Annotated in this window: 7 protein-coding genes; 1 reads left to right on the plus strand and 6 read right to left on the minus strand. The window is 67.3% G+C overall.

The genetic code is table 11. The annotated features are described in order from the left end of the window. Positions 1–21 precede the first annotated feature (21 nt). The 4 genes from TSB10P1A_RS15725 to TSB10P1A_RS15740 form a co-directional block, all read right to left on the minus strand. Positions 22–555, minus strand: a complete 534-nt coding sequence (locus TSB10P1A_RS15725; protein WP_186388866.1) for a phage tail protein — start codon at positions 553–555, stop codon at positions 22–24. Between the two features lie 10 nt (positions 556–565). After that, entirely contained in the window at positions 566–1093 is a 528-nt protein-coding gene (locus tag TSB10P1A_RS15730) for a phage tail protein (RefSeq protein WP_186388867.1), read from the minus strand. 34 nt (positions 1094–1127) lie between these two features. Next, complete coding sequence (locus tag TSB10P1A_RS15735) at positions 1128–1628, minus strand: phage tail protein (RefSeq protein ID WP_186388868.1); 501 nt, start codon at positions 1626–1628, stop codon at positions 1128–1130. Between the two features lie 304 nt (positions 1629–1932). Then, positions 1933–16194, minus strand: coding sequence for a hypothetical protein (locus tag TSB10P1A_RS15740; protein WP_186388869.1), 14262 nt, complete (start codon positions 16192–16194; stop codon positions 1933–1935). A gap of 353 nt (positions 16195–16547) precedes the next feature. Between TSB10P1A_RS15740 and TSB10P1A_RS15745 the strand changes: the two genes are divergently transcribed. Then, a complete protein-coding gene (locus tag TSB10P1A_RS15745) occupies positions 16548–17039 on the plus strand; it encodes an ureidoglycolate lyase (RefSeq protein WP_186388870.1) in 492 nt (163 codons plus the stop codon). A gap of 18 nt (positions 17040–17057) precedes the next feature. Here TSB10P1A_RS15745 and TSB10P1A_RS15750 read toward each other — a convergent pair whose 3' ends face one another. Together TSB10P1A_RS15750 and TSB10P1A_RS15755 are read right to left on the minus strand one after the other, a co-directional pair. Continuing rightward, the gene (locus tag TSB10P1A_RS15750; RefSeq protein WP_371515133.1) at positions 17058–18608 is read right to left on the minus strand and encodes a TRAP transporter large permease subunit; all 1551 of its coding nucleotides are present in this window, start codon (positions 18606–18608) and stop codon (positions 17058–17060) included. Continuing rightward, positions 18608–19147 carry a TRAP transporter small permease subunit gene (locus tag TSB10P1A_RS15755; protein WP_244293139.1) on the minus strand — a complete coding sequence of 180 codons (540 nt, stop codon included), beginning with the start codon at positions 19145–19147 and terminating at the stop codon, positions 18608–18610. The genes TSB10P1A_RS15750 and TSB10P1A_RS15755 overlap by 1 nt, the downstream gene beginning before the upstream one ends. Between the last annotated feature and the right edge of the window lie 13 nt (positions 19148–19160).

The raw sequence follows: 19160 nt of genomic DNA on the forward strand, positions 1-19160 counted from the left end.
GCGTGCTTGCCTGCCTCGCCCTCACGGACGCGGCGGGAAGATGCCGTACAGCGCGATGATGAAGTTCAGCGTCAGATACGGCTGCATGTTGTTGTGCGGCGAGTTGCCGCCCTGCATCGCCACCATCTGCGGCGCCATGGACTCCGGCGGTGTGGAGGTTTCCGTGTACTGGGCGACGCCGCTTCGTGCAGACAGCAGGTTGCCTTCCGGCGAAAGGCTGTTGGCTCCACTGAGGGGGCCGGATGCCACCGCCTGCAGCGCATGGGTGTGGTGCGGCATTTCGGTCTGGAGCAGCGTTACGGTCGGGGTGCCGGCGGACTCGCCGAGCGCGCGGAACGTCAGCCCCGGTCCCTGTCCGTGCTGCATGGGCGAGCGGCCCTGCAGGTCGGGGAGGGCATAGGTTGTCTTGCCATCGCCGCCATAGGTGGTTCCCAGCAGAGAGAACAGCGCGGTGTTCTGCGAGATCGGCATGATCTGGCCATTGCAGAACGCCCAGTTCTTGGGGGCGAAGTTGCCGGCGAAGATACGGATTTCCGCAACGAAAGGATCGGACATGGGGAACCTCTCAGGCCGGCGAGGGATAGACGCCGTAGAGCGAGATGATGAAGCTGACGGCGAGATACGGCGCCATGTTGTCGTGTGGCTGGTTGCCGCCCACCGGCAGGATCGAGTTGGCCGCCAGTTGCACCAGCGGCGGCGCGCTCTGGGAGGAGAAATAGGAGTTGCCGGCCGGGCTTGTTGCCAGCACATGGGCCTGCGGCGAGGCTTGCGTGCCGGCCGCCCCGCTGGCCAGCAGCGGATGCGTGTGGTTCGGCATCTGCTGGGTGGTCAGCGTGACCTGTTCGGATCCGCCGATCTCCGCCAGGGCATAGTCCGGCAGGCCGGGACCCTGGCCGAAATGCTGCGGCAGGCGGCCGCGCAGGTCCGGCAGGGCGAAAGTGGTCTGGCCGTCGCCGCCATAGGTGGTGCCGATCAGGTTGTAGAGCACCTCGTTTTCGGAAATGGACAGGAGCTGGCCGTTGCAGAACTCCCAGCCGAGAGGCGCGAAATTGCCGCCGAACATGCGGATCTCGCCAACGTAGGGATCGGACATGAGGATTCTCCTCGTTCTGTCGAGACAACGTGGATCAGTTGTGAGACGGGAAGATGCCCTGCAGCGCGATGCAGAAATTCAGCGTCAGAAACGGCTGCATGTTCTGGTGCGGCTGGCTGCCGCCGACGCTTGCAAGGCTGGTCGCCTTCATTGTGACCGCCTCCGCGAATGGCCCGTAGAGCAGTGCGGGGTTCTCGCCGAGGTAGTTTCCGGTCGGTGTGGCGGTGTTTACGCTCGCGCCGGATCCCTCGGCGAAGTGGGTGTGCTGCGGCATCTCGGTGATGGTCAGCGTATGGGTCGTCTGGCCGGCCGGTTCGCCAAGGGCATGCCCGGCGCCGGTGTGAATCGGCACGCGGCCGCGCAGGTCCGGCAGGGCGAAATTGGTGACGCCATTGCCGCCATACGTGATCCCGAGCAGAGCGAACAGGGCCTGATTCTGGTTGATCGGCAGAAGCTGACCGTTGCAGAAGGCCCACCCCTTTGGCGGATAGTTGAAGCTCAAGATCTTGATTTCCGCAAGAAACGGTTCTGACATTCCGCCCTCCCAGGCGCCTATGGGTGTCGCGAGCCGCGACCGGGAATGAAAATCTCTGAAAAAGCCCCGGCCAAAAACTATGTGCTGATCCTGTTACAATTTACGATAGATATCAAGCGCTAATAAAACTTCATTTCTGCGAGAAAAGTTGACTTTGAGGGGAATTTTACAACCAAAAATAGATTTTTCTGCTGTTCGATTGCATTTGTGGTCATGCCTGCGGCGCGGTCTTCGTCCTGTTCCAAACGGACGGTCTTCGAGGTCATGCCGCCGCCGCGCGGGCGGCGGCGGTGAGCCGCCCGGATCAGGGGCCGGTGGGCAGGTTGCAGGTGCCCGCGGTGAACGGCTGGGTCGACGTGTAGGGGTTCACGATCGTGCCCGAGGGGGCCGAGGTTTGCTGCCCCGACAGGTAAGTTTCGACGGGTTGGCTATTTGGATCGAAGTCCGGCGCGGTGGCATCGGTCGCACCGAGGCCCTGGACATGGAATGTAGCGGTGTTCGCGATGACGATGTCGAAGTAGTCGCTGGGGGTGGTCGTGAACGTATTGTTCGCAATGTTGACGCAGACCGTTGCCGAGCCCGAGCCGAGGTTTTCCACCTGGACGCTATTGCCGCTGTTCGCGCTGATTGTGTTGCCGAGGATGGCGAGGTCGAGACGTGCCGTACTGCCATCCAACTGGGCAGCGATGCCGGCACCGTTGCTGAGGGTGATGGTGTTGTTCTGGATCGTCAGGGCGTTGTTGCCGCTCGCCACACCGATGTAGATGGCGTTCACCGTGGCGCTGCTCGACATGGTATTGCCGCTGATCGTGCCTTGCAGGCTGCCGCCGGACGAGGTCTGGAAACGGGAGAGATAGCCACCGTTGTTGCTTCTATGGAAAGTGTTGCCGGTGACGTTGAAGGCGACTTCTCCGCCGGTGGCATTGATATCGAGCACGACCTGCGTGCCGGTACCATTACCGCGCAGAGTGCTGTTCTGGAGCCGCAGGGTATGCGAACCGGCGGCGAAGACGCCGCGAATCGCCGCTGCCGGTTGTGCTCCCGCGGCGCCGGTGTTGACGATCTCCACCTGGTAGAACGCGGCGGAGCCGCCAAGCAGCACCGTTGCCGTGGCATTGGACGAGGTGAGGATCGGACGCACGCTGTCGATCGTGCCGCCCGTTGCCGTGATGACCGCCGAACCTCCGGAGATTCCGGTCAGCAGCAGGTTCGCCGGCGCGCCGCCGCCGCCGGCGAAGCCGAGCGTGGTGACGTCGACGCTCTGGCCATTGGCCAGCGAGATCAGGCCCCGGCCGTCCGGCAGGGTCAACGACCCGGATCCCAGATTGATCGTGTCCTGGGTGGTGTTCGCGGTCTCGTCGATCAGCACGATGATGTCCTGGCCCGAGGCGAGCGCTTCCGCGAGCGTGCCCGGGTCGGCGAAGGTGCCGGCGCCGCTGGTTTGGCTGCTGCCGACGACGAAGTAGCTCGCTCCGCCCTGCAGGTTGGAGATGTCCGTCGTGCCGAGGATCGAGCCGAAGGCCACATCCTCCAGGTCGAACGTGCCGGTCGCGGCCATGCCCGTCGTGACCACCGCGAAGCCGGTGGTGTCGATGGTGCTGGCCACCGGTGCCGAACCGTCGCCATACTGGAACCGCACGCCGTCCGCGATATTGGCGTTGGTCAGGTCGATGCCGGTCTGGACGTTGTGGATCGCGCTCGGATTGGCGATGACCACATCGGCGTTGTTGGCATAGCCGGCAAGATCGATGCCCTTCGAGCCGACGCCGCCGGTGCCGGTGATGTCCAGCGTGTTGAACGTCATCGCGCCGCGATAGGTGCTGGTGAGCCTGAGGCCCGTACCGCTGGTCAGGCCGGTGACGTCCACATCGTTGAAGCTGACCGTGCCGTTGGTGCCGGCACCCTGGATCGCCACGCCGCTCGTCGTGGTGATGGCGAGCGTGCCGGTGGTGAAGCTGACCGTGGACGTGGCATTGTTGCCCGACAGCGAAATGCCGGTCTGGGCGCCGCTGGAGATGGTGTTGTTCGAGCCGGAGAAGGTGAAAGCGGCGTTGGCGGCGCTGTTGGCGATCGACAGGCCGGTCGAGGCGGACCCGGTGAGGGTTATGTTGCCGGTCAGGTTCACCGTGCCGCCGATGGTGTTGAAGGCCATGCCGGTGCCGGTGCTGTTCGTCGAGCTGACATTGGTCGCAGTGAGGTTCAGCGTGGTGCTGCTGATGTCGAGCGCGGCGCGGTTGTTGGCTTCGATACTGCCGGCGCTCGTCGTGCCGATATTGAGCGTGCCGGTATTGCTCGCGAGAATGCCGGCCCCATTGTTGGTGGCAATCCGGTTGATCGAGCCGAAGGTGAAGCTGCCGGTGTTGTCGATCAGGCGGAGACCGCCGCCGGACTCGCCGCTATCGTCGTGGTCGATCGTGACGTTGCCGAAGTTGATCCCGCCCGCACCCGCCGTCGTGCCGCTGATGTCGACGGCATAGGTGTCGTTGCCGAGCGCGTTGTTGGTGACCAGGGATCCGGTGGCGATGGCAAGGGTGCCGCCATTGCTGACCAGTGCCCGGCCGCCCGCCGCCCCCGCGCCGCGCTGTTCGTCGTTGTAAACCAGATTGGCGAACGTGACAGACGAGCTGGAATGGTTGCCCAGCAGCACGAAGCCGGCGCCCACCGTCGCCGAGGCATTCGTGGAGTTGCGGACCTCGGTCTGGCCCTGGAAATTCGCGATAAAGCTGGCTTGCGCGTCGGTGATGTTAACGCCGCGCAGCGTCGGATTGATGATGTTGACGTTGCCGGTGACGGTGAAGCTGCCGGAGTTGTCGTTGAGGTGAATGCCGTAGGCGGCGTTGTCGGCGTTGGAGGCCGAGCCGAGGTCGAACGTGCCGAGCGAGACGGCGGCCGAGGATCCGAAAACGCGGAGGCCGCTGCCGGTGGTCCTGTTGATGCTGGAGGTGGCGACCGAGAAGGTGCCCGCGCCGCCGACGCTGGTAAGCTGGATCACGTCGCTGGTCGACGTTCCGGTCTGAGTGACCGTGTTGAACGCGACACCCGATGCGCCGATGGTCATGCCGTCGATCAGGATCGCCTGCCCGGTCGCCGTATCGATCGTGTTGGCGGAATTGGACACCGTTATGGTGCCCCCGCCCGAGGCCGAGAAGCCGGCGCCGGAGGTGGTGTCGATGTCGAGAGCGCCGGTGAAGTTGACGGTGGCGCCGGTGTTGTTGAGCAACCGGACAGCCGTATTGGCGCCGGTCGCCAGCGTGCCGAGACCGGAGAAGGTGATCGTTCCGCCGGTGTTGCTCTCGACATTGATGCCGGTCGCGCCGCTGCCGGTAAATGTGATGTCGCCGGAGAGCGCGGCCGTAGAGCCGGTTCGCGACACGACATAGACGGCCTCGCCGACGCCGCTCTGGGTGATGGCGGCGGCAATGCTGATCGCCCCGCCGCCGCCATTGATCCACACGCCCCGGCCGCCCGCGACGTTGACCGTGCCGCCGTTGACGCTCACCGCGCCGTCGCCATAGGTGTAGATGCCGTTCTGGCTGCCGGAGATGCCGACCGTCGTGAAGGTGACGGTGCCCGCATGCGTGCTGGACACGCCGAAGAAGCTGTTCGCGACATTGGCGATGGTCGCGCTGTCGAAGGCAACGGTTCCGCCGGTGCCGCCGAGAAGGACGCCGTGTCCGCCCGTGGTGCCGGCGACCGACAGGGTGCCGCCGGAAAAGGCGCCGGCATCGAGGTCGAGCGAGATAGCGTGGCCGGCAACCGTGCCGGACGCGGTGAGCGTGTCGAAATTGATGCCGCCGACGCCGGCCAACAGGTTTTCCGCATTGATCAGACGGCCGGTGTCGGTGGTGATCGATGTGGTGGCGGCCGCCGCGGTCCGCAGCGTCACGGTCGAGCCGCCGGAACTCTGCACGTCGAGACCGGTGCCGGAACTCGTGGTGATGGCGAGATCGCCGGTGAAGGTGAGGTTCAGCGTGTCGCCATTGGTCACGTCGATGTCGACACCGCCGCCGGCCGTGCCGGCATTGTTGATGACCGTGGCGCCGATGCTGAACGTGCCGACCGAATTGGTGATCAGCAAGCCGGCATTGGTCGAGTTGGTGACGTTCAGCGTGCCGATGGTCAGTGCGTTGTTGCCGGCCGCCGTCGCATTGCCGCCCTCGACATAGACGCCCGAGCCGCTTGCATTGGTCGAGTTCACCGTGCCGAAGGTCAGGTTCATGGTCAGCGGGTCGAGGAACAGCGCGGTGCCGTTCGTCGTGTCGACCGTGCCGGAGCCGCCGCCATTCAGCGTGAAGACGGTGTTGAAGCCATTGGTCTTGGTGTCGACCTCAAGGCCGGTGCCGCCGTCGTTGAAGATGTTGAGCGTGGTGAAGCCGAGTTCGCCGGTCGTGTCGATCAGCGACAGGCCGTTGCCCGCAACCCGGTTGCCCGTGCCCTGGCCGACATTCAGCGTGCCGGCGGCAACCGCCGCGCCCGCGCCGTCGCTGTCGAAGTCGACCTTCTCGAAGCGGATGCCGCCGCCGGTGCCGTTGCCGATCACCGTGTTGTTGGCGAACGAGCGGATGCCGATCGAGCTTGCCGTCGTCGAGACGTTCTGGCCGATGACCGACACGGTCGCGGCGGACGAGCCTGTTTCGAAGGTCGTGTTGTCGATCGACAGCAGCAGGTTGTTGGCCGTGCCGGCGCCGGTTTCGGCGACCTGCAAGGCGGTGCCGGTCGAGCGGATGACGTTGGTGCCCGTCAGGTTGACGGTCAAAGTGCCCGCGCCGGCGGACGAGACGACAAGGCCAGACCCGGCGATGTCGCCGGTATCGCCATTGCCGCCCGAGCCCATCGTGATGTCGGACAGGGACACGGTATTGGCGATCGCATTGCTGTTGGCGATGCGGATGCCGCCGCCGGAGATCTGGCTGCTGGCTCCGAGCGTCAGACCCGAGATCGTGGCGTTGGCATTCTGGATGAAGACGCCGTCGCCGCCGGTCGCATCGATGGTGTTCGTCCCGGTCAGCGTGAAGGAGCCGACGCCGTCGTCGTCCTGGATGAAGATGCCATGGGCGCCGGCGTCCGATCCGGTGCCGTTGATGTCGATATTGGTCGCGGTCACGACCGCGTCGGACCCGGCATAGGCAATGCCGAAGGCCGGTCCGGCAGCCGGGGTCGCGGTGAGCGCCGAGGTCGCCCCCGCATGACCGAGGGCGAAGGTGCCGGTGCTGTCGGAGGCGAAGGTCACCGCCGTGCCGCGCGAGGCGATCTGCAGTCCCGTGCCGGCCGTGCCGACATTCACCGTACCGTGTGATCCCGTGAACACCATGCCGAGGCCGGTGTTGTTGATGACCACGCCGTTCGCGCCGGTGCCGATGTTGAGGGTCGTGGTGGTCGTGCCGGAAGTCCCGAGGCCGACGAAGGTCTGGGTGCTGGTGGACCCGATGTCCAGATCGGCAATGGTGAGCGCGCCGGACGTGGTGAGGTCGGCGAGCGCGACGACATCCGCGGTGGCGGTGCCCGATCGTGTGAAGGCGGCATTCTGGATGGTGATGCTGCCGGTGCCCGAGACACCGTCAAGGCGCATGCCGGCCGCGTCGCCGGTCGAGGTGATCTGGTCGAAGCCGATGTTGCCGCCCGCCACGACGGTGGCGAGCGTCAGCGCTGCCGTCTGCGAACTGGTGATCGTGTTGCTGCCGCTCGTCGAAAAGGCCAGCGAACCGCCGGCCGTACCGTCGAGGCGCAACCCGCCGTTCAGCGTCACGCCGTCGAGAAGCACCGTGGAACTGCCCGCGGTGGTGGCGACGTCAAACGCGTAGGCGCCGGTACCCCCGCCGATGGTGCTCGATCGGATCACCGCGTCCGAGCCCGCGCCGTAGCTCGCCAGGATGCCGGCGCCGCTGCCGGCATTGGCGATGATGACGTTCTGCAGCGTCGCATTGCCGGCGAGTTCGACCGTGTTGTTGGCACCCGAAGTCGTCAGGATCGGCCGGACGCTGTCGATGGCCGGATCGGAGGCGGTCACCGAGGTGCCGGTGTTGATGCCGGTGAGCCTCAGGCTTGCCGGCGCGCCGCCGGCCGAAAGCCCGAGCGTTGCAAGGTCGAATGTCTCTCCGCCGATCATGGCGATCAGCACCTGGCCGCCGGCGAGGTTGAGCGTGCCGTCGCCCTGCACCACCGCGTCGATCAGGTTGCTGGTGCCGTCGTCGCCGCCGGTGCGGCTGTTGTCGACGAGGATGATCGCCGAGGCGCCTGACGCCTCGGCCCCGGCAATGGTGCCTGGAGTGAGGAAACTGCCGGCTCCCGGGCCGACGCTGCCATCGGTGCCGACGACGTAGTAGCTGACGCCCTGCAGGTTGGCGACGTTGCTCGTTCCGAAGTCGACATCCTCGAAATTGTACTCGCCGGTCGCCGTGAGGCCGGTGGTGACGATGGCGACGTTGCCGCCGACTGCCGATGTGTCGATGGTGCTCGCCACCGGCGCCGAACCGTCGCCGAACTGGAACCGCACGCCATCGGCGATATCGGCATTGGTCAGGTCGACGCCGAACTGCACGTTCTGGATCGTGCTGGCCCCGGTGGTCACCACGTTCTGGCTGTTCGTATAGCCGGTCAGGTTGATGCCGCGCGATCCGGCAGCTCCGGTGCCGGTGATGTCGAGCGTCGCGAAGGTGATCTGGCCGTCGAAGGTGCCGCCGGACAGGTCGAGGCCGGTTCCGGACGCGCCGACGCCGGTGATGTCGACGTCGCCGAAGGTGATAGCGCCATTGGCGCCGGTGGCGCGGATCGCCCGGCCGCTCGACCCGCTCATGGCGATGGTCGTGTCGCCGAAGCCCAAGGTGCCGGAATTGCCGTCAAGGAGAAGGCCGAAGCCGGACGATGTCGCGATGTTCGTCGTGCCGAACCCGACCGCCGACGAGGTGCCGGTGATCTGGATCCCGGCTCCGAGCGTTCCCGAGATTGTCGTGGTTCCGGTGACGGTGAAGGCGCCGCCCGAAACGGTATCGAGGCCGATCGCCGGGGCGGCACCGACATCGCTGCTGTCGATCGAGGTCAGTGTAATGCCGCCGGCGCCGATACCGGTGTTGGCGAGCGACACGGTCTCGCTGTCGAGGGAGGACAGTGTCCCCCCGCCAATCCCGATCGTGCCGCCGTTCTGCACCGACAGCGCGAGCCCGCCGAACGAGGCGACGTCGAGATCGGCAAAGGTATAGTCCGCCGCCTGCCCGTTGTTGTTGATCAGGATACCAACGGAAACCCGATTGCTGATGGTGCCGAAGTCCACGGTGCCGGTGAAGGAAACGCTGTGCGCGCCCGAGGCGCCGCTCGCGGTGAGGCCCGCGACCCCCGTGCCGCTGGCGCTGACGCTGCCGGCATGGGCGAAGCTGCCGCCGGCAAGGTCCTGAAGCTCCACGGAGGTTCCGCTCGTTGCCCCCGTCAGGTCCCAGGTGCTGCCGGCGTCGAACGAATAGGCTGCGTTGCCGCCGAAGATGCGGATCGCGGAGCCGCCCGAAATGTCGACATTCGTGCCGGTGACCGTGCCGCCGGCATTGGTGAACAGCAGGCCGCGACCGCCGCTCGCCGTCGTGATCGACAGGTTGCTCAGCGCCGTCGTGCCGCTCGTGCCGGACAGCGAGAGGGAGGTTCCGGTCGCGCCCGTCGAGACGAGGTTGGAGAGGGTGGTGCCCGAGGCGCTGCCGAGAGTGATATCTCCCGCGTTGCCCGAGAAGGAGGAATTCGAGATGGCGGTGCCAACGGACGTGCCGATGGAGATGCCGAAACCGGAAAAGTTGCGGATGATCGATTGATCCACCGTCAGTCCGGTCGATGTGCCGGACGTCCGGATAGCCGTCGTGGTCGTGCCGCCGCCCTCGAGGATCACGCCGGAGATGCGGTTGCCGGTCGAGGCGAGGGTGATGACGTCGTTGCCGGCCGTCGTCGTCAGGGTCGCGGCACCGTTGCCGGTCGGGTCGGCGATGGTGAGGCCGGCCGCAGACAGCAGGATGGTCGGGGGCGCGGTGATGTTGACCGCGAGCGCCTGGCTGCCGCCCGCTCCGTCGCCGAAGCTGAGAAGCTGGACGTTGTCGAGCAGGTTCAGCGTGTCATTGGCATTGCTGCCGGCGGTGCTGATCGCCATGCCATTGTCGATCAAGACGATGATGTCGCCCGCCGCGATCGCGGCCTCCGCAGCCGCCAGGGTCATCGGGTTGGAGGCGTCCGAGCCGGAGCCGTCGCCGCCGCCGACCGCGCCGTCGGCGTCGACGAAATAGACCCGGCCCAGGCCGAACCCGTTGCCGGGGCTCGTCTGGAAGGCGATGTCACGGAAATTGTAGGTGCCGGCCACCGGGGCGCTGCCGGCGTCGATGGCGACGGTCGCCGAGATCGACGAGCCGGTGTCGGTGGTGTCCTCGCCATCGCCGAAGGTGAAGGCGAGATTGGTGGTGTTGTCGAGGAAGACGCCGGTATGGACGCCGGCGATGGAACTGGACTGTCCGCCCGCCACCGTGTCGCCGAGTTGCACCGTGCCGCCGCCGAGCGCGCCGCGCAGGTCGACCGCGATGGTGCCGGCGGAGCCATTGCCGGTCACGTCGAAATCGCCGGCCGTCACGGCGGCGTTGAGCGTTGCCCCGGTCATCTCCAGACCCGTCGAGTCGCCTGAGTTCAGTGCGATGTCGAGGCTGGCGAAAGAGATGTTGCCGTCGATCGTGCCGGAAATGTCGACGGCTGCGCTCCGCGCTTCGCGCGCATTTAACGGCGACCCGGCGGGGATGAAGGCGGCGAACGGATTGCTGATCACCGTCTGGCCGAAGCTGATCGCGCCGCTGGTTGAGGTGATGCGGATCGCATCCTCGGCCGTGTTCGAGATCGTTGTCGTGCCGCCGACCGTGAAGGTGCCGCTGTTGCTGCTCAGATCGATGCCGACGGTGGCGCCGCCCGTCGAGACGTTGGAAGCGCCGGAGGTGCCGATGGTGAGAGTGTCGAACGAGAAGGCGGCGCTGGAACTGGCGACCGAGACCGCCGTCGTGGTCGTCCGCAGGAAGTTGCCGCCGCCCAGATCCAGGAAGGTCTCCGGCGCGGTGATGGTGGTGGCGCCGGTGACCGAGAAGGAGCCGGCATACTGGTTGGCGCTGAGACCCGAGCTCAGCGTCAGGCTCGACAGGGTGATGTCGCCATTGGCCACGCCGCTGCCGCTGCCGAGCCGCACGGTGCCGGCGGAGATGTCGCCGTCGGCGATCCCGACTGTCAGACCGGGATTGCCCGATCCCAGCGACAGACCGGTGGTTATCGCATTGACGGTGTAGTTGCTGAAATCGATCCGGCCGGAATTGGCGCCGGCCGTGTTGTCGAAGAAGATGCCGTGGACGACCGCCTGTCCCGGCGTGCCGGCGGTGAAGGTGCCACCATTGACGGCCTGGATGCCGGCTGTGAACGGATCGGCGTCGAACGTGACGCCCTGGAACATCACGCCATTGCCGAAGACCGCCGGATCGAAGGAGGTGGCGTCGCCGAGCAGCGTGTTGTTGGCGAAGTTGGTGACCGTGGCCAGACCGTTGTTGGCGATGACGCGCACACCGCTGTCTTCGGTCCGGAACGTCGAATTCGAGATCGAGACAATGGCGCTGTCGTCGCCGCTCGTGGTCACGACGAGGCCGTGCTCGGTCGGTGTCAGGGTGGCGCCGGAGGCGTCGTGAGTGATGGTCAGGTTGTCGACGGACAGCGTCAGCGAGCGGGTGGCGCCGCTGTCGTTCTGGATGACGTCGAAACTGTTGAACGACGTGCCGCTGGCGACGGTGGAGAGCACGCCGCCATTGACCGAGAACGAGCCGTCGAGATTCTGCAGCACCACCGAGGACATGTTGGAATTGGTGGCATTGACCTGGTCGAGCGTCACGTCGACCGCCATTCCGGCGAGGTTGAGCGCCGCGCCGCCTGTTGCGGAGAGTGTTCCGCCGGTGATGTTGAGGGTTCCGCCGCCGCTGGCGGTGAGGGCGGCCGCGCCGCTGGTGACGATGTCGAGCCCGCCGGTGAAGGCGATGGTGGAGGCGGTGCCGGCATTGTCGAGGGTGACGCCGCCGCCGAGCGCGGTGGTGGTGCCGAGGGAGACCTGGCCGCCGAAGGTGACGTTGCTGGTGCCCGTCGCCCCGGAGATGGTGATGCCCGAGGCGGTGCCGCCGTTGGAGGAGATCGCGCCGAAATGGCTGAAGCTGCCGCCGATGCGGCCGGTGATGGCGACGGCGGTGCCCGACCCGTTGACGATCGAACTGGCGGCGTCGAAGGAGATCGTCGCATCGCCGCCGCTGACGGCGAGCGCGCTGCCGCCGGCGATGTCGACATTGCTGCCGGTGACGGTGCCGCCGGCGCCCGACAGCGACAGGGCGGTGCCGGTCGTGTTGGAGATCGCAAGGTTTGTGAGGGTCACCGCGCCGGTTGTGTTGGCAAGGTCGATGCCGGCGGTGGCGGTGACGCCGGTGAGGGTGAGGCCGGCGATGCCGGAGCCGGAGATGGCGTTGCCGGCGGAACTGCCGATGAGGATGTTGCGGATCGCGTTGCCGTTGGCGAGCGACAGGGTCGCCACCGCGCCGGAGGAGTTGGTCAGCGTCGCCGCGCCCAGGCCCGTCGGGTCGGTGATGGCGATGCCGCCGGCCGGCAGGTTGGCGCCGGTGATGTTGACCGGGATGACGAGGCCGGCCTCGGTGAAGGAGCGGCCCTCGCCGAACGTGTCGATGGTCTGGCCGTCGTCCAGCGTGAAGGTGAGGCCGGCGGTGTCGATGGCCGAGCCGTCATTGATCAGGATGAAGTTGACGGCGCCGAGGCTGCTGGCCTGGGCGATGGCGGTGGCGATGGAGGCGCGGTTGTCGGCGCTGGAGCCGTCGCCGGTGCCGGTGGCGGTGGCGGCGACATAGTAGTTGTTGGAGAGGCTGACGGCGAAGTTGAAGCCGCCGGTGAAGGCGGTCGAGCCGAAGGCATAGGAGCCGTTGCCGGCAACGACGCCGATGCCGTCCAGCGCATAGGTGTTGCCGGAGACGCTGCCGCCGCCGAAGGTGAAGTTCGCGCTGGGGGCCGCACCTGCCGCGCCGTTGCTGCCGAGCACGATGCCGGTTTCGACGCCCGAGATGGTGCCGCCATTGGTGATGGTGACCGTCCGGCCGTTCTGCGTGCCGGAGATGTCGATGCCGCGCGAGCCGGCCGCATCGGTGCCGGTCACGTCGAGGCTCGCCATCGTCACCGTCGCATCGCCGCCGGCAAGGTTCAGGCCCGTTCCCGACCCAAGGCCGGTGATCGCGACGGCGCCGAAGCTGAAGCTGCCGCCGGTGGAGCCCGACAGGTCGATGCCGTTGCCGCCCATGCCCGACAGGGTGGTGGCGCCGGTGACGGTGAAGCTGCTGCCCGCGCCGAGCGCCAGCGACAGGGCATCGCCGGCCGCGCCGCTGCTGGCGAGGCTGGACAGCGTCACGTCGACCGCCATTCCGGCGAGGTTGAGCGCCGCGCCGCCTGTTGCGGAGAGTGTTCCGCCGGTGATGTTGAGGGTTCCGCCGCCGCTGGCGGTGAGGGCGGCCGCGCCGCTGGTGACGATGTCGAGCCCGCCGGTGAAGGCGATGGTGGAGGCGGTGCCGGCATTGTCGAGGGTGACGCCGCCGCCGAGCGCGGTGGTGGTGCCGAGGGAGACCTGGCCGCCGAAGGTGACGTTGCTGGTGCCCGTCGCCCCGGAGATGGTGATGCCCGAGGCGGTGCCGCCGTTGGAGGAGATCGCGCCGAAATGGCTGAAGCTGCCGCCGATGCGGCCGGTGATGGCGACGGCGGTGCCCGACCCGTTGACGATCGAACTGGCGGCGTCGAAGGAGATCGTCGCATCGCCGCCGCTGACGGCGAGCGCGCTGCCGCCGGCGATGTCGACATTGCTGCCGGTGACGGTGCCGCCGGCGCCCGACAGCGACAGGGCGGTGCCGGTCGTGTTGGAGATCGCAAGGTTTGTGAGGGTCACCGCGCCGGTTGTGTTGGCAAGGTCGATGCCGGCGGTGGCGGTGACGCCGGTGAGGGTGAGGCCGGCGATGCCGGAGCCGGAGATGGCGTTGCCGGCGGAACTGCCGATGAGGATGTTGCGGATCGCGTTGCCGTTGGCGAGCGACAGGGTCGCCACCGCGCCGGAGGAGTTGGTCAGCGTCGCCGCGCCCAGGCCCGTCGGGTCGGTGATGGCGATGCCGCCGGCCGGCAGGTTGGCGCCGGTGATGTTGACCGGGATGACGAGGCCGGCCTCGGTGAAGGAGCGGCCCTCGCCGAACGTGTCGATGGTCTGGCCGTCGTCCAGCGTGAAGGTGAGGCCGGCGGTGTCGATGGCCGAGCCGTCATTGATCAGGATGAAGTTGACGGCGCCGAGGCTGCTGGCCTGGGCGATGGCGGTGGCGATGGAGGCGCGGTTGTCGGCGCTGGAGCCGTCGCCGGTGCCGGTGGCGGTGGCGGCGACATAGTAGTTGTTGGAGAGGCTGACGGCGAAGTTGAAGCCGCCGGTGAAGGCGGTCGAGCCGAAGGCATAGGAGCCGTTGCCGGCAACGACGCCGATGCCGTCCAGCGCATAGGTGTTGCCGGAGACGCTGCCGCCGCCGAAGGTGAAGTTCGCGCTGGGGGCCGCACCTGCCGCGCCGTTGCTGCCGAGCACGATGCCGGTGTCGACGCCCGAGATGGTGCCGCCATTGGTGATGGTGACCGTCCGGCCGTTCTGCGTGCCGGAGATGTCGATGCCGCGCGAGCCGGCCGCATCGGTGCCGGTCACGTCGAGGCTCGCCATCGTCACCGTCGCATCGCCGCCGGCAAGGTTCAGGCCCGTCCCCGACCCAAGGCCGGTGATCGCGACGGCGCCTGTCGAGATCGTCGCGCCGGTGGTGCCGGTGAGGTCGAACCCGTCGCTGGTCGTGCCCGCGCCGAGGCCGTCGATCACCGTCGTTCCGGTGAAGGCGAAGGACCCGCCGCCGGTGATCACCACACCGTCATTGCCGGTGTTGGTGGCGGTCAGGTTGCTTACATTGATGACGCCGCCATTGTTGGCGAAGGACAGCGCATCCCCGGTGACATTGGAGATGTTGATCGTCGAAAGGCTCGTCGTGCCGCTGTTGTTGGCGATCGAGACGCCGTTGGTGCCGCCGTCGATGGTGATGTTCGAGAGGGTCGCCGACTGGTTGTTCAGGAAGACCGACGTGCCGGTGATGCCGCTGAAGGTGAGGTTGCTCAGCGAGGCGCCGGTCGCGCCGGTGATGCGCACGCCGTCGACGGCGTTCTCGATCGCCAGGTTCGACAGCCGGACATTGGCGACGTTGTTACCGGCGATCACCGTCGTGCCGCCCTGCAGCGTCAGTCCCTGGATGAGGACGTTGTCGGCCAGGGTCACGGTGGTCACGCCGGGATCGCCGTCGATGGTGCCGGCGGTGCCCGAGGTCAGGAAATTCGTGGTGAGGCCGCTGGACAGGCGCACGGCGACGCTCTGGCCGCCGCCGACCAGCACCTGGCCGGACTGCAGCGTCACGCCGGAGGTGGTGACGGTGCCGTTGTCGCCGAGCACCACGACGATGCCGTCGGCGCCGGCGCTGGCGAGCGCGGCGGACAGGCTGGTCGGATCGAGGAAGCCGCCGGTGCCGCCGCCGGTGCTGTCGGCATAGTAGATGCCGCCATAGCTGCGGCCGGTGGTCGGGTTGACCACCGGAATGGCGGCCTGCGCCGACGAGCGGGTGCGAGTGCCGGCGCGGATGCCCTTGTCGCGGCGCACGCCCTCGCCCATGCGCTCGCGGATCGGCGTCAGGCGCGAGGCGCGATCGTCTCCGGCCTCGACCCGGCCGGCATAGAGCGGCATGCGGAAGCGCGCCGAAGCGATGGCATCCAGCTTGTCGTGCTTGTCATAGACGAGTTCGGCGCCCAGCGTCAGGCGCGAGCCGGACAAGCCGAGCGCGTCGTTGATCCGGTATTCCACGCCGAGGCGGGCGCCGGTCTCCATCTTGTAGCCGCCGCGGTCGTAGACATAGCCGCCGACATAGGTGCGGAACTGCTGGTCACGGGCAAAGGGCGAATCGAAGAGGGCGCCGATCTCGCCGGTCAGGCCGTAGAGCAGGGCCTCCTTCCGTTCGACCAGGGCGCGCTGCTCGACGAGCTGGTTGTTGACGATGTCGACGCCGGTGGCGACGGTGCGGCTGGCAAGTTCGGTCGCGCCGCCCAGCGGGATATGCGCGTTGAGCCGCAGGTCGAAGATGGAGGTGAAGGCCTCGAGGCCCAACGTGGCGCCGAGGTGGTACTTGCTGTTCTCGGTACGGACCACATCGACGAAGGCATTGGCGCCGAGCACCAGATCGTCGGCGACCAGTTCGCGGATGCCGAAGCCGACCGACATCGACCCTCGGGCATTCTCGCCATAGTCGAGGCGCAGGTCGAGGAAGACCAGGCTGTCGCCGTCCTGTCCGACGGGCATGAAGCCTTCGAGGAAGGCGGCCGATTCCGAACCGGCCTGGGCGCCGAGTTCACCCCACGCGCCCCAGTAGCGATCGATCTGGGGCGCCGCATCCTGGGCCGCCGCCGATCCGGCTCCGGCAAGCAGGGCGGCCACGCAGGATGTGGACAGCAGTTCGCGACCGGGCCCTGCGCGAAAACGGCTATGAGGAAAACGGTAGGAAATGGCCCCCTCCCAAGGTGCACGTCAACGCCTGCAAGCAATAAAAGGCACGCCAGAAATAATGGTGCGTGCACCTGCCACTTTCACCACCTTTAAGGGATATGCAATCGTCGCTACACGCCATGGGTGGGTGCGGTAAGGATTCCTTAATCCCTGTTGCCGGCGGGTGACACTTGCAACGACTGCCGTTACAGGCGCGTTATGAGGTGCATCGGGCGGTGGATGCACCCTCGTGCCGGGGTCTGCCGGTGCAACGTCGATGCCGCAAACTTGTCTGGGAGGATCGCTTGAGCCATCTGCTGACGCCGGAGCCGCTGACCCGTGAGGCCTTTGCGCCCTTTGGCGAGGTGATCGAGGCCCGTCATGAGGCAAGCCACCTCATCAACGGGGGGCGCACCCGCCGGTTTCACGCCCTTGCCGAGGCCGATTCCGGCCCGGACGGCAAGCCGATCCTCTCGATTTTCCGGGGGACGCCGTGGCCGAGCCCCGTCACCGTGCGGATGCTGGAGCGCCATCCCCTGGGCAGCCAGGCTTTCGTGCCGATGCAGGATCATCCGTGGCTGGTGGTCGTCGCCAGCCACGCGCGCCCCGGCGATTGCCGCTGCTTTCTGGCGCGGGGCGACCAGGGCGTCCAGATCGCCCGGGGCGTCTGGCATCACCCGCTGCTGGTGCTCCAGCCGGTGCAGGACTTCCTGGTCGTCGACCGCAGCGGTCCCGGCGTCAATCTGGAGGAAGTGTTCTTCCCCGAGGACGAGGGCGTGGTCATCGCCCCTGTGTGAGTGCCTGCCGAGACGTGTTCAGAAGATCAGGCGCGGCAGGGTCGTCGCCACCTGCGGCAGCAGCCAGATCATGCCGATGCCGGCGATCTGCAGCACGATGAAGGGGATGACGCCTTGGTAGATCTGGCCGGTCGTCACCTCGGGAGGCGCCGCGCCGCGCAGGTAGAAAAGCGAGAAGCCGAAGGGCGGGGTCAGGAACGAGGTCTGCAGGTTGATCGCGATCAGGATCGACAGCCAGACCGGATCGTGCCCCATCAGGATCAACACCGGTGCGACCAGCGGCAGCAGGATCACCGAGATCTCGACGAAGTCGAGGAAGAAGCCGAGCAGGAACACGAGCGCCATGACGAAGAGCAGGGCGGCGTCGGGGCCGCCCGGCATATTGGTCAGGAACTCCTCGATCCGGTGATCGCCGCCGAGCCCGCGGAAGACCAGCGAGAAGATGCTGGCGGTGAGGATGGTGGCGAAGATCATCGCCGTCACCGACAGGGTGGAGTTCATCACCGGCTTCAGCACATCGGCGCGGAAGGTGCGGGCGAGCGCCTGCAGGATCGCGGCGGTGGCGATCGCCACCAGCAGGGTGGCGAGGCCGCCGATCGCCCAGTCGATCGGCCCGACGTCGCTGCGCTGCAGCCGGACCGGGTGGACCGAGATCAGCACGGCGAGCAGGGCAAGGCTTGCGGCGCCGGCGATCACCAGGCCACTGCGGCCGTTGCCGAGCCGGGCGGAGGCCATCAGCAGCGCGCCGATGGCGCCGACCGCCGCGGCCTCGCCCGGCGTCGCGATGCCGCCGAGAATGGAGCCGAGCACGGCGATGATCAGCAGCACCGGCGGCAGGATGGCGGCGGCGATCTTCGAGGCGGGAGGGCGGTCGCCCCCGTGCTGCATCGCCGGGGCGGAGGCGGGCGACAGCCACGCCTTGACCAGCAGATAGACGATGTAGATGGCGACCAGCATCAGGCCGGGCAGCAGCGCGGCGGCGAAGATCTGGCCGACCGAAATGGTCTCGATGGTGAACTTGCCCTGGCGGAACTGCGCCTGCTGATAGGCATTCGACATCACGTCCGAGAGGATGATCAGCAGGGTCGAGGGCGGAATGATCTGGCCGAGCGTACCGGAGGTGCAGACGATGCCGGAGGCAAGCCGCGGATCATAACCGTTGCGCAGCATGGTCGGCAGGGCGATCAGGCCCATGGCGACGACGGTGGCGCCGACGATGCCGGTGGAGGCGGCCAGAAGTGCGCCGACCAGCACGACGGAAATGCCGAGCCCGCCGCGCAGCGTTCCGAACAGCCGGCCGGCGGTCTCCAGCAGGTCTTCGGCGATGCGGCTCTTCTCCAGCACCACCCCCATGAAGACGAAGAGCGGGATGGCGATCAGCACGTCGTTGGTCATGACGCCGAAGACGCGCTGGCCGAGCGCGCCGAGCAGGCTGATGTCGAACTGGCCGGTGAAATGGCCGAGAATGGCGAAGAGCGTCGCGATGCCCGCGAGAATGAAGGAGACCGGATAGCCGATCAGGATCGCGGCGATCAGCGCGGCGAACATCAGGAGGTCGAGCGGCAGCATCAGGCGCGGGTCCCGGTGTCGGAGGCGGCAGTGGCGCCGTGCGGCGCAGCGAGGCGGGAAAGGTCGCGCAGCAGGCAGGCGAGACCCTGCAGGGCCAGCAGCACGCAGAAGGCGGGCACCAGCGACTTGAGCAGGAAGGAGGCCGGAATGCCGCCGACGGAGATGGCGCCCTCCATCACGGCCCAGGAATTGCGGACCGAGGGCCAGGACCACCAGATCAGGATCGCCATGGACGGCAGCAGGAAGACCACGGCGCCGAGCGCGTTGATCGCCGCGCGGCCGCGCGTGCCGAGCTTGGCGTAGAAGATGTCGACGCGCACATGGCCGTCGACCAGCAGCGTGTAGCCGGCGCCGAGCATGAACAGGGCGGCGTGCATGTAGAGCACGCCCTCGTTCAGGAAGATGAAGCTGATGCCGTAGACATAGCGCAGCACCACCACGCCGAATTGCAACAGCACCATGAAGAGCGCCAGCCAGCGCACCAGGGCGCCGACGGAGCGGTTGACCAGGTCGAGCCAGTCGGCGAGGCGGGCGAGCACGGGCCTTGTCCTC

Origin of the sequence: Stappia sp. TSB10P1A (assembly GCF_900185725.1) — a bacterium.
Lineage (GTDB): Bacteria > Pseudomonadota > Alphaproteobacteria > Rhizobiales > Stappiaceae > Stappia.

Excerpts from the sequence above, each read along its gene's own strand:
- TSB10P1A_RS15735 (WP_186388868.1), bottom strand. The coding sequence starts at position 1,628 with ATGTCAGAACCGTTTCTTGCGGAAATCAAGATCTTGAGCTTCAACTAT.
- TSB10P1A_RS15730 (WP_186388867.1), bottom strand. The coding sequence starts at position 1,093 with ATGTCCGATCCCTACGTTGGCGAGATCCGCATGTTCGGCGGCAATTTC.
- TSB10P1A_RS15750 (WP_371515133.1), bottom strand. The coding sequence starts at position 18,608 with ATGCTGCCGCTCGACCTCCTGATGTTCGCCGCGCTGATCGCCGCGATC.
- TSB10P1A_RS15725 (WP_186388866.1), bottom strand. The coding sequence starts at position 555 with ATGTCCGATCCTTTCGTTGCGGAAATCCGTATCTTCGCCGGCAACTTC.